This is a genomic window from Candidatus Dependentiae bacterium (assembly GCA_013821315.1).
GTDB lineage: Bacteria > Babelota > Babeliae > Babelales > Babelaceae > JACDHA01.
Genome location: JACDHA010000002.1, coordinates 39,116 through 51,247, shown reverse-complemented (window position 1 = coordinate 51,247; position 12,132 = coordinate 39,116). Strand labels below are relative to the sequence as shown.

The 12,132-nt window shown below is 34.8% G+C and carries 15 protein-coding genes; 7 read left to right on the top strand and 8 right to left on the bottom strand.

The genetic code is table 11. The features are described from left to right. The first annotated feature begins 20 nt into the window (after window positions 1–20). The 3 genes from H0X48_00805 to H0X48_00795 are packed head-to-tail and all read left to right on the top strand — an operon-like array spanning window position 21 to window position 2,192. Entirely contained in the window at window positions 21–1,064 is a 1,044-nt protein-coding gene (locus tag H0X48_00805) for an AI-2E family transporter (protein ID MBA3953848.1), read from the top strand. A 10-nt stretch (window positions 1,065–1,074) separates the two neighbouring features. After that, on the top strand, window positions 1,075–1,953 hold the full coding sequence (locus H0X48_00800) for a hypothetical protein (GenBank protein MBA3953847.1): 879 nt from the start codon (window positions 1,075–1,077) through the stop codon (window positions 1,951–1,953). 59 nt (window positions 1,954–2,012) lie between these two features. Continuing rightward, window positions 2,013–2,192 carry a hypothetical protein gene (locus H0X48_00795; GenBank protein ID MBA3953846.1) on the top strand — a complete coding sequence of 60 codons (180 nt, stop codon included), beginning with the start codon at window positions 2,013–2,015 and terminating at the stop codon, window positions 2,190–2,192. A 72-nt stretch (window positions 2,193–2,264) separates the two neighbouring features. Here the strand turns inward: H0X48_00795 and rho are convergent, their stop codons facing one another. From rho to thyX, 5 genes are all read right to left on the bottom strand, one after another. Then, a complete protein-coding gene (gene rho / locus H0X48_00790) occupies window positions 2,265–3,539 on the bottom strand; it encodes a transcription termination factor Rho (protein ID MBA3953845.1) in 1,275 nt (424 codons plus the stop codon). A gap of 116 nt (window positions 3,540–3,655) precedes the next feature. Further along, window positions 3,656–4,561 carry a protein translocase subunit SecF gene (secF, locus tag H0X48_00785; protein MBA3953844.1) on the bottom strand — a complete coding sequence of 302 codons (906 nt, stop codon included), beginning with the start codon at window positions 4,559–4,561 and terminating at the stop codon, window positions 3,656–3,658. 116 nt (window positions 4,562–4,677) lie between these two features. Continuing rightward, window positions 4,678–4,932, bottom strand: a complete 255-nt coding sequence (gene rpmA / locus H0X48_00780) for a 50S ribosomal protein L27 (GenBank protein MBA3953843.1) — start codon at window positions 4,930–4,932, stop codon at window positions 4,678–4,680. A gap of 478 nt (window positions 4,933–5,410) precedes the next feature. After that, window positions 5,411–5,797 (bottom strand): hypothetical protein, encoded by a 387-nt coding sequence (locus H0X48_00775; protein ID MBA3953842.1) that lies wholly within the window; start codon window positions 5,795–5,797, stop codon window positions 5,411–5,413. 109 nt (window positions 5,798–5,906) lie between these two features. Further along, window positions 5,907–6,635 (bottom strand): FAD-dependent thymidylate synthase, encoded by a 729-nt coding sequence (gene thyX, locus H0X48_00770; protein MBA3953841.1) that lies wholly within the window; start codon window positions 6,633–6,635, stop codon window positions 5,907–5,909. Window positions 6,636–6,800: 165 nt separating this feature from the next. Between thyX and H0X48_00765 the strand changes: the two genes are divergently transcribed. Continuing rightward, window positions 6,801–7,370: a hypothetical protein gene (locus tag H0X48_00765; protein ID MBA3953840.1), complete on the top strand. Its 570-nt coding sequence runs from the start codon at window positions 6,801–6,803 to the stop codon at window positions 7,368–7,370. On the opposite strand, the gene H0X48_00760 is transcribed toward H0X48_00765, so the two are convergent. Further along, the gene (locus H0X48_00760) at window positions 7,360–8,268 is read right to left on the bottom strand and encodes a hypothetical protein (protein ID MBA3953839.1); all 909 of its coding nucleotides are present in this window, start codon (window positions 8,266–8,268) and stop codon (window positions 7,360–7,362) included. The two genes, H0X48_00765 and H0X48_00760, sit on opposite strands and share 11 nt — an antisense overlap. Before the next feature lie 82 nt (window positions 8,269–8,350). Continuing rightward, window positions 8,351–9,181: a hypothetical protein gene (locus H0X48_00755; protein MBA3953838.1), complete on the bottom strand. Its 831-nt coding sequence runs from the start codon at window positions 9,179–9,181 to the stop codon at window positions 8,351–8,353. A 91-nt stretch (window positions 9,182–9,272) separates the two neighbouring features. On the opposite strand from H0X48_00755, the gene H0X48_00750 reads away from it, so the two are divergent. The 3 genes from H0X48_00750 to H0X48_00740 all read left to right on the top strand — a co-directional run bounded on the left by H0X48_00750 (window position 9,273) and on the right by H0X48_00740 (window position 11,116). Beyond that, the gene (locus H0X48_00750) at window positions 9,273–9,860 is read left to right on the top strand and encodes a DNA ligase (protein MBA3953837.1); all 588 of its coding nucleotides are present in this window, start codon (window positions 9,273–9,275) and stop codon (window positions 9,858–9,860) included. Between the two features lie 25 nt (window positions 9,861–9,885). After that, on the top strand, window positions 9,886–10,800 hold the full coding sequence (locus H0X48_00745) for an ATP-dependent DNA ligase (protein MBA3953836.1): 915 nt from the start codon (window positions 9,886–9,888) through the stop codon (window positions 10,798–10,800). 61 nt (window positions 10,801–10,861) lie between these two features. Continuing rightward, window positions 10,862–11,116: a DUF378 domain-containing protein gene (locus tag H0X48_00740; GenBank protein MBA3953835.1), complete on the top strand. Its 255-nt coding sequence runs from the start codon at window positions 10,862–10,864 to the stop codon at window positions 11,114–11,116. An 82-nt stretch (window positions 11,117–11,198) separates the two neighbouring features. Here the strand turns inward: H0X48_00740 and H0X48_00735 are convergent, their stop codons facing one another. Beyond that, entirely contained in the window at window positions 11,199–12,077 is an 879-nt protein-coding gene (locus tag H0X48_00735; protein ID MBA3953834.1) for a hypothetical protein, read from the bottom strand. Window positions 12,078–12,132 lie beyond the last annotated feature (55 nt).

Below are 12,132 nucleotides of genomic sequence, written 5' to 3'. Positions count from 1 at the left end.
CATATAAGAGGAGAAAATGGGTGGTTAACGTAAACTTACTTTATAAAAGCACATTGCTCCTGTTATTGGGCACTTTAGGGACTATAATTTTGGTATATGCGAGCTCTTTTTTAATTCCTCTTGCTTTTGGGGCACTGTTTGCTTTATTTACGCAGCCACTCAATCAATTTCTTGAGCATAAAGGCTTTAGTAAAACCATAGTCAGTTGTATAGCAGTACTAACTATAAGCTTTGCTTTTATTGCTCTGGGTGCAAGTATAGCACACCAAATTATAAGTTTTAGTAGCCCTAAAAATCAATTACGCGTAAAATTGGAAAAAAAGCTTGATCAAATACAACATATAATAGAAAGTAAACTAGCAATTTCTCCTACAGGGCAAACAGAGTATATTAAAGCACGTGCCAAGTCTTTTATTGAATCAAGCGGCAATATTGTTATTCAAATGATAAGTAGTACTACTGGTGGCTTAATGAGCTTTTTCCTTATTTTTGTGTATCTATTTTTATTTGTTTATTATAAAAGTCACCTGTATAAGTTTCTTTTATATAGCACACAACCATCTCATCACGCTCGGCTTGAAACTATACTTGTACAAGCAGAGCATGTAACTGCACGCTACTTATGGGGCATGACCGTTGTTGCTCTTATATTAACCTGTATTACTTTTATTGAGCTCTTTTTTATTGGCATACCCTATGCGTTTTTATGGGCTGTGCTTGCTGGCCTTTTAAATTGTGTGCCCTATATTGGTATACTTATTAGCTTTGCGCTACCAGCAATTACTGCTCTAGTAACAGATGATTCTTTAAGCAGTTTTATTCTAGTAGCAGCATGTTTTAGCTTTAATCAATTTTTAGAAGGTAATATCTTAAGGCCCTCTATTGTTGGATCGCAGCTGCATACTAATGCTTTAGCTTCACTAACTGCGGTAGTTGCGGGTGGTTTAATTTGGGGAGTTCCGGGACTTATTCTTTTTATGCCCTTATTAGGCATCGTTAAAGTTATTTGTGATAACTATGAAAGTTTAAAACCTATCGGTTACCTTATTGGCCGAGAAAAATAAGGGAAAGAGCATGTTAAGATTATTAAGCCAAGCTCGTAATGGCATGCGATTTTTTAAACGAGTTCGTGTGGGCTGGCATATTCTACAAGGTACCTTTAAAGCTATTATTTTTAGTCATCAAAAATATTTTTTATTTTGTGCTTTGATAACAGCAACACAATTTGTTCGCTTATATATTACAAGTCGCATTGATCCTGATATTTCTGTTTCAGCGCTACTTGTTGAGCCTATTATGGGAAGAGGTTTTTTTGATATTCTTTCAGAACATATATCACTTTCAAAGCGGCTACCAAACCAAGAATTAGCAGCTAGCAGTTTAGATACACTCTTGTTTTTTATTGAAGTTTTTGTTGTGCTTTTCTCTTCTGCAGCAGCTACCTATTATACTCTTTTTAGTGGATCAACACTTATACACAGTTTTAAAAAAGCATTCCAAAAAGTACCCCAATTACTTATGTGGACTTTTATCCAATGCTTTGTATTACTGATTTCTGATGTAGGGGGTATAGTAGGACAATTTCTTTATTTGAGTTGGCAATTAAGTAGTTCACTTTTTATACCTATCTTAATGTTCCAGTCCCAGTCTTTTTTGATGTTATTACGCAAAACGTTTTCTGCTTTTAAACAGCGTCTTGGTAATATTTTAGGAGCAGATTTGTTTTTTGATGTTGGTTTTGTACTACTTACTTCTCTTTTTTATTACCATTATGGGCAAGACATAACACCAACCTTTGGTTTTTTGGCACCAGAGCGATTAAGCACAGTAACTATTTTAGTTATGCTCTATCTTAATTCTATTTTAATAGTAGCTGAAGCACTCGTATTAGCTAATCTCTATCAGTACTTTTATACACAGCCTGCACGAGTAAAAAAAGAGCTGTTGTCCTGATACTAAGACTATGTTAGCCTTAAACAAGCAAACTATTTAAAATTAAAAAAGAGGTTATCATGGATACACTTAGCAGGTACGCATTAGGAACAGTATTACTTGTAGTCTCTTTGGCAACTTTAGGCCAATTAGCTCGTACTCAGTGGGGACTTGATATAACTTATCAATTAGTTATTGCATTTATCATTATTGCAGCTTTGGTTGTCTTTACTAAAGCTTTAAAACTATTGTTGAGTTAAGAGAGTCAACAAACGCTATTGGGCACATACTTTGTCCCAATAGCGTTGCAGCTCAAGGGATATAGATAGAAATTAAGATCCAGCACCATTCTTTTTGTGCATAGACTCAAGAAACTCTTCATTTGTCTTAAATTTCTTAATTTTCTCAATAAGAAATTCCATACCTTCTACAGTATTCATAGTGGCTAAGAATTTTCTTAGTACCCATACTTTATTAAGTTCAGATTCGCTTAACAATAATTCTTCACGGCGTGTACCAGAAAGCAACAGATCAAATGCAGGGAACGTTCTACGGTTAGATAGTTTACGGCTCATATGCATTTCCATATTTCCTGTACCTTTAAACTCCTCATAGATAACTTCGTCCATACGAGATCCAGTTTCTATGAGCGATGACGCTATAATAGTAAGCGAGCCACCTTCTTCGGTATTGCGAGCAGCACCAAAAAATCTTTTTGGACGTTGTAGAGCATTAGCATCTATACCACCGGTTAAAATTTTACCTGAAGCTGGAGCTGTAGTATTATAGGCACGTGACAATCTGGTGATAGAGTCAAGCAAGACAACAACGTCATTACCCACTTCTACAAGCCGCTTAGCTTTTTCAAGCACGAGCTCCGCCACTTGCACGTGTCGTTCAGCTGGCTCATCAAAAGTAGAACTAATTACCTCTGCGTTAGCACCTTTAATAGTACGGCGCATATCGGCAACTTCTTCAGGACGCTCATCAATCAATAATACAATCAAATATACTTCTGGATGGTTACCTACAAGCGTTTGTGCTATTTCTTTAAGAAGTATAGTTTTACCGGCTTTAGGTGGTGCTACTATAAGGCCACGCTGCCCTTTACCAAGCGGTGTAAAGAGATCCATTATTCTGGTAGATATAAACGAAGGATCATATTCCAAATTAAACTTTTTATGAGGATGCAACGGAGAAAGTCTATCAAAAAACAGACGGTCACCAGAAGTAGCAGGATCTTGAAAGTTTACTTTATTAATTTTAAGTAAAGCAAAATATTTTTCGCCATCTTTAGGCTTTCTTATTACTCCGGATATAGTATCACCAGTACGTAAATTAAAACGTCTAATTTGAGAAGGAGACACATAAATATCGTCTGGTCCTGAAACATAATCAAAACGAGAAGATCTTAAAAAACCAAAGCCATCAGGTAACTTTTCAAGTAACCCTTCTACTTCAAGCTCTTTATCTGGATTAGCTTCTAACTCAAGTATGTTTTTAATTAAATTGTCTTTGGACATAAGGGTAGAACCTACAACGCCCAGTCTGCGAGCCTGAGTTTGCAAGTCAGCAAGCCCTAACTCACGCAAATCTTGTTCTCTCATGCATAAATCTCCTGTAGTATGAAAAAAAATGTGTAGACAAGTACTTTATGAAAGCTTTTAACAGCCTTTATAAAGTACTTATAAATTTTACTAATATATATGTTATTGACGCGATGTTATACTGCTTTGTTATCTTTATATAACATTAACATCACAGGACATGCAATAAAAATTGTAGAATAAATACCAAAAACAATACCAATAAGCAATGCTAAAGAAAGATCACGTAATGTTTCACCACCAAAAACCAACAAAGCAACAACTACAAGCGTTGTAGCAAAGGTGGTAAGTAATGTTCTACTTAATGTCTCATTTATACTTAAGTTAACTACCTGAGCTATAGGTGTTCCTGGCATACGTTGTACGTTTTCTCTAATTCTAGAAAAGATTACAATAGTATCGTTAATAGAATAGCCAAGTACTACTAAAATAGCACCAACAACGTTAATAGATATCTCTTTATCAAACAATAAAAATATAGTTAAAACAACTAAAGCATCATGAAATAATGACACTATAGCGCCCATAGCATATGAAAAAGACCAGAATCGTAATGCTATATATAAGAGCATCAATACAAGACTCAAAAGAAGAGCATACAGCGATTTTGCACGCAATGCCGATCCCATGCCGCTTCCAACACTATCGGTTTGTTTAACGATAACTTTATTGCTACCTAAACCTACTTCTAACGCCGTACGAATCTTTTCAGCTTCTATAGTAACGTCTTGAGATTTACTTGCTTCGTTTTTTACACGAATTAAATGTTCTGTAGAGGAAAATTGACGAGTTACCGTACCAGGCCATCCTTTAGTATCTAAAATATGCACCAACTGCTCACCAGTAACCGGACGGTCAAACTTTAAAAGCAATTGAATACCGCCAACAAAGTCGACACTGTAATTAAAAGTTTGATGATTAGGGTTAGTGTTATATTTATAAAGATAGGTACCAATAAATGTTGCAAATATCAACACTGATAATGCTGCAGAAAATGGACGGAACTTCAGAAAATCTATCATAATACTCTCTCCGCCTTACTACTAATAGGCACGGGAATGTTTTTACTTGTTGCTTCTTTGGGAGAACCGTAAACCTGTGACTTTAAGAGAGTACACAGGCTTAATTTTTCATATGCTTAAACAGAAAGCACTGAAACATATTTACGTCCTTTAGGACCAAAATGAAACTTGATAAGACCAGGTGCTGTAGCAAAGATTGTATAATCTGTACCAAGACCTACGTTATTACCAGGATGAATACGTGTACCACGTTGGCGTACGATAATTTCACCACCTGTAACAGTTTGCCCATCAAATAATTTAACACCTAAACGTTTGCTTATACTATCCCGGCCGTTCGACGTCGAACCGCCGGTCTTACTCGTTGCCATAGTAATTCCTTCGTTCTAATAAATATAAAATATTTTTACACCAATTGTTTTTTAATACAACGTTCTACCTAAAGATCTCGAAATAGTGGTTATAATCAGGGAAATTGAGTTTCTTTAGAAGAGTCCGTTACTTATTACTTAGTAGTCTAACAGAAATAGAACATTTGAGCAATCTCGCCCAAACGCTCTTGCACTAAGCATATCGCTTAAATTTATTTTATAGAGTTGTTTTTGATACATACCTAGAAAGTCTATTTGAATCTAAAGCTTACCCTTTACTCTAAGTATCACTTACATCGATAAAAAAGTCAAAGCTACTCATCTTACAACAACAAAAAAGGCGAGCATTAAACTCGCCCTAGGAAAAAGATCAGTAAAGCTTGCACAATACATACATGCTAGAAATAAAGAGGCATCTATTGGCGCTGCTAACTGCAAATTGCCTGGCAATTGAAATTATAAAATTAAATTAAAAATGTTATTCTTTTTTATCTGAAGAATCACTTGTATCTTGAGTAGTCTGAGTATCATCATCTACACTTTTAGGCCATACGTAAGCAACAGTTTGATAAGCAATATATGCTGCTAAAGCTGCATTAAAAACGGCATCATTGATAGCAAAGAACTTGGCTCCTGCATGAATCTTATAGCGCTTATCAGGCTCAACTTTACCACTTGATAGACCCCAGATTAGTAACCCTGAATGTATACTACGTAAAGCAGCACAAGTAAATATAACAGAGGCACCCGTTATTTTACTTACCTTTATAACATTTTTTCTATTAAACTTTAACCAGTCAGCTTTTGCTGTGGGCATCATGCCAACAAGTACTATGCTTAAAATAATTGTGTTGAGTAGTTTCATAATTTTTAACTCCTGTAATTAACATAATGGTAAAGGGTGACCTTCTACCATAGTACCTAAGTTAAAAGACCGTTGGCAATATAAAGCTTTAAAGCAAACTGGACCTGTGTTACTCAGATTGTTTGCTATATTTATTTTTCCAAGCTGTAAGAGCCATAGGAAAGTGATCTAAAGCTAAATCAAGCATATTTTGAGCATATGCTCTAATTTCATTTTGTGCTCCGGGATGTAAACGAAGTTTTATAAAATGCATAAGTGAATGCAAGTTACACGTAAAAATAAATTCAGTATACGTGCTTACGGGTAGTACGCCACGCGCTTGCTCTCTACAAACACCATGAGCAAGTAGTTGCTCATACGCTTTTATAGCAGCATCAATAGATTCTTTATATATTTGTGTAAAGTGCTCATCTTTAAAAGAGCCTACGGATCCTTGTTTGTTTTTAGTGTCTTGATTGCGCCAATACTCTGGTATATAAAACTCAAGTGGTGCTTTTACATAACGATAGCTTATTTCATTATACGAGTTCATACGATGGCGCATCCATTGACGTACTACAAAAATAGGCGCCTTAATTCTAAAAGAAAGCTGATTATGCTCAAAAGGGCTTGTATGATCATGATCCATAAGATACTGTATAAGTGCTTTATCACGATCAGACAAAGCTGTAGTAGATTTACCATAAGAAACACGAGCCGCATTTACAATATCAACATCAGATCCCGATACACGTATTAACTCTACCGAACTTATAGAGTCATTAAGAGGATCGAATTTCTGCCCTAAAGAGTGAGTATTGTCTGGTACAAAAAGATCTGTTTGTTCTGTTAATTGCATAATCGCTCCTTAAGGTAACTAAAATTTTCACTTTAGTATACCAGATTTTAACATGCTTAAACATATCACCTCATTTTATTAATTATTGACAATTATAAAATAAATAATATAAGCTAAGATTAAAGTATCTCTGCATGTTTAAAATTATTATTTTAAGGGGAAAGTATGAAAAAACAGTTATTTATTATGTCTCTCGTTTTAGGAACCACAAGCTTTTTAAAACCTATTGATGTTCAACTTATTAACAATACTAATAAGGCTCTTCCTGTAAGACTTAAAAGTTATGATGGTATAAGAACAATTCGCCAAGCACAAGGTTTTGCTGGAACACTGGCAGCAGTAGTACTTGCAATTCAACCAGGAACTATCATTAAAGATAGTTTATTTGGTAAAAATTTTGATTATTCTATTCCAGCTCATGAATCTTTGATTATAAAAGATTTACTAAAACGTGAAGCACTGTATTTAGGTGGCAGCATTGGTTTCTTTGGTTACAGTAACACTGTACCTCTAGAAGAAGCACAAGCAAACCTAGATAGAAAAGATACTTACACAGTAGTGGCTGACATAACAAAAACGGCCTATAGCCCAGTAAGTACTTATATTTATAAAACAAGTTTTACTGATGCAGGTCAACGCTATGGCCAAGCTGGTAATGGGCAAAATCAACCTGTTTCAACCACTATAGGTGACTTTGAACCTGTACCTGGATATAAAGGTGGCACTATACAATAAGACATTCTGTCTTTTTAATAATCTTTTTTTCTCTAAATTCACCAGGGCCCAAATCTAAAGGCTCTGGTGCTGCATCTAGATGATTTTCAGACCCACCCTGATATACTAAAATATAGTTATCTCTCAGTAACTTTTGTTTAACCATAAGCACATGGCCACTACCGGCAACTACTACTATTTTATCTTCAGGATGATTTTGAATTTTTTCATACAGCATGATATCAAAAAAACAGACACCAATATCTGTTATTAACTTATACAATTCAGCTACTATACTTTTCTTTCCCGCCAGTTGTAATTCTTGAGCTGTTTTCAGCAAAGAGCAATCAAGATTAAAATTATTTTGCTCAATAAGCTCAGAGAGCAACTCAATGTAGTAGTTTATTAGACCCATATCCCTTGCATGTTTAAGTCCCAAGGGTGTGCATTTGTTTGTATACAGCTCTATTTCTTCAAATAAAGCTCTAAAAGTATACGTTTCAATGGTTTCATGAGTTCCTGTATAAGTAACCTGTGGGTTGAAAAGTAAGTAAGCAAGCATGAGCACATTACGAACTTCTATATCTTCATAAAGTGTATTACTCAAGTTTTTTTCTTGGATTTCTTCTTCAAGTCTATTAGTTATGCAAGGATCTTTAAGGCGTCTTTTTAAAAGCAACGCTATTTTTTCAACTAACACAACAAGCGTATCACTTGATTCTTGTTCGTGAGTTGCTAAAGCTTGGACAAAATTTTGAAGTTGACTATATAAGAGTTCTGGGTTACTAAAATCATGAAAATCTGAGTATAAATAGACAAGCTGGTTTCTTGGACTCTTAAGAACATCAACTTTCACTAAAATAGCTTGAGCATACTGTATGCTTAAAGATACCAGTACCAACCAACTTACTTTATACATATATGACCTTAGTTTTGATGTAATTATATTTTATTTAATAGTTTAAGCTCAACTTTACCCAAGAGCAAAAGGTAGACCATACCTACATGAGTACACAATCAGACGTATGATGCTTTTTGCTGTTTTTTTTCTTTATACATTTTATATATTTTAGCGGTAAAGGCTGATGAACATGCTGACTACCATAATGATCAACAAGAGTATAGTGACCTTCGAGCAATAGTTGCTTTAGAGCACTACTTTGTTTGACAGTAGTGATAACAATTAATTTTTCAGCCGGCTGAAAAGTAATCTTGCCAAATAACCACAAAGTTAAAAAGCTATCACGCAACTCCTGGAGGGGATTAGCAAAAAAATCGCTGTTACTATCACTATACGAAGTACAGGTAGCAAAATACTGATTTGCTTGATCTAACTCAGTTGTTGTATCAAGATTATATTGTTTCAATACAAGCTTAAGCGTTTTTATTTGTTGTAGGATATCTTGCATACATATATCAGAAACTTGCCATACACCCTGCAGCAATGATAGATGCTGCTTAAGTTGTGTGAAAATATCTTTAAATGTATGATTTCTAAATGCTTTTAACGGTTCAAAATATTCTTTTATAAAATCTGGATCTTGTATAACTAATTGAGAAAAAACATTCTTATCTAAACCATCTTCTAACTGCCTTGAAAAGCTATCACCTTGTAAAACTAGTGTACATTTTTCATGGTGCTCTCTCTCTAAAAGAGCTTGAAACAACTCAAGCTGCATAAATTTTTCTGTAGCATTAAGCGCATACCTATCTTCAGTGTACAAGTATACATAGCTACCTGTTGAGCTTTTAAAAATATCTAAAGAGATCAAACAGCAAAAATTAGAAAAAACAGGCAATAGTATAAACGCTACACAAAAAAATCTGGTCATTGTATATTCTCACATAAAAATTAATAATTATTGCTACTAAATAAGTGTAATAAGTAGCATAAGCAAGAGCAATACTCTGTAAAGGAAAATTATGAGTTCACCAAAAAAAAACTTGACACTCTACAAAACTAAACGAAATTTTGAATCTACACCTGAGCCTACAGGGAAGCAATCGCATAATAAAAATACAAAAAATATATTTGTCGTCCAACAGCATGATGCACGTTCTATGCACTACGATTTTAGACTGCAAATCAACGGTGTTTTAGTCTCATGGGCAGTACCCAAGGGCCCATCGATTGACCCAAAAATTAAACGTTTAGCAATAAGAACCGAAGATCATCCGCTTGATTATGCAGGCTTTGAAGGTTTTATCCCCGAAGGCAATTATGGTGCAGGTGCTGTTATCGTATGGGACACCGGTACGTATACCAATTTAAAAACAGATGTAACTATGCAAGAAAGCCTTAACCGTGGTGAAATTACCATACAATTACACGGTAAAAAATTAAAGGGTGGCTTTGCACTTATAAAAACACATTTATATGCTCAAGGTAGCTGGCTTTTAGTTAAAATGCGCTACGAGCAAGCTCAAGATAAGTCTACTATTACTACACAAGCTCCTGAGTCGGTGCTCAGCAATACAACTATTAAAGATCTTGAAAAGCAAAAAAAGTAACCTCCAACAACAAGCTAGAAAAAATATGAATACGTATAAGCTTTTTTTCTCAAACCAAAGCGTAGAGATTACTAACGCAGACAAGATACTTTTTCCACCTGCCATAACCAAAAAACAGTTAATTGATTATTATGCTGCTGTAGCTGCAACTATGCTACCCTATCTTAAAGATAGACCTCTTATGTTGCAACGTTTTCCTGATGGCATTACTAACACAGGATTCTACCAAAAAGATGCTTCTGATTATTTTCCCTTATGGATTAAAAGAGCACAAGTACCCAAAGAAGGTGGTTTTAACGAGTACGTTCTATGTCAAAACAAAGCAACTCTTATTTACTTAGCTAATCAGGCATGTATTACTGAGCATATGTGGCTAAGCAAAATAGATAAACTTTCTTATCCTGACCGTATGATATTTGATATAGATCCAGCTAATACTAGCCAATTTTCTTTAGTTAAAAAGGCAGCTCTTGCTCTTAAGCACTTACTTGAGCACTTAGAACTGAAAAGCTTTGTCATGACCACAGGTTCACGTGGCATGCATGTGGTAGTGCCACTTATCAGAAAACATGAATTTAAAGAAGTTAAAGAGTTTGCTGATAAGTGTGCTCAGTTACTAGTAAAACAACAGCCACAAGAACTTACCGTTGAATTTAGCAAACAAAAACGGGGGCAACGCGTATTTATTGATACACTACGCAACCAATATGGCGCTACCTCAGTGGCACCTTATAGTGTACGAGCTCAACCAAATGCACCAGTGGCTACGCCTCTTTTCTGGCACGAGCTTAATAATCCAGCATTAAGAGCCCAAAGTTACACTATAGAATCTATACAAGAGCGCTTAGAAACACTACAAGATCCTTGGAAGGGTCTTAAAAACCAAGCTCAATTACTTACCAAAGCTCAAAGAATACTAGTCAATTTACAAAAAAGTTGACTATTGCGTAACTATCTTTATAAGATAAATCAAGCTTAAAAACACTTAAAAAGGAGTTACCATGGCATCAACAGTTAACGATACAACAAAAATAGTACATTTAGTTGCACTTGCTTTAACTATAATAGGCGCATTAAACTGGGGCCTTGTAGGAGCATTCGATTTCAACTTAGTAGAACAACTTCTTGGAGCATATCCAATGCTTAAGAATGGTGTTTATATTCTTGTTGGTCTTTCAGCTTTAGTACTTGCCGCTACTCATTTTGCTAATTGCAAATTATGCAGCAGCTATACAAATTCAAGTCGCTCCGAGTAATAAAAAAGGGGGAGTTTTCACTCCCCCTTTTTTCTGGTTTCAACCCCCATTGTCCCCATTGTCACCTAATCATAAGTTACTTTTATAGTTCTAGAATAAACATCATACCATCTTCAGGTAACAGATGATCAACATCTTTAATTTTTAAATTTTGCTGTAGTTGCAGTGTATGTCGGCGTATACTTTCTTTAACATCATCAAGACATACTCTATAATGTTGTATTGCAGCAGTTATATTAGTTCTAAAGGCTATAAGACTAGCTAAGAGTGTAGGATTATAATCAAAGTTTTCTACATTAGAAGCTATTTCTTTTATTACCTCTACCGGAGGAAGACTGTTAAGATCACCAATCTCATGCATATAGATAATGAGGCTATAGACAAAATCTATAACTTTCATGCCTTGTAAATTGTTTATAACCGCTGATAACATAGTATCTTTAGAAGAATAGAACTTTTCAGAAAAAAAGAGATTAATCAGTTGTCTGGCAGAACAGTTATATTTTGCTAACATATATTCAGCTAAGTTACCCATTGAGACCAAACAAAACAATCTATACTGACTTTCGGTAATTTCTTTTGTCTCAAACAGTTTATATATATAGGCCTTGAGTATAATTGCGCAAGAGTGTGACGATTGACCTGTCATAGTATCAGCACTATAAGCTTGTATTAGGCTCTTTTTTAAATGCTCTATTAACTCCGGGCAAGCTGTTTTAGCAAAACCAATATATGACAACAAAGTATTGTCTTTATAGCCTAACGATTGTAACTGCTCAGTAAGATTATACACATTGGCACCTTTACATATGGTATAGATGCTTCTTGGTAACTGCTTGGTTTTATATAAACTTACAATCAATTGCTTAACTGTCTGATTTTGCAATGATTTACTCATGGCATAACTTTTACAACAAACAAACAATACCATAATAAGCGCTAAGCTTTTTCTTATATTCATGATAACTCTTAAAGTAAAATACTAAAAATAACTACTGGATACTATTAAGTATACT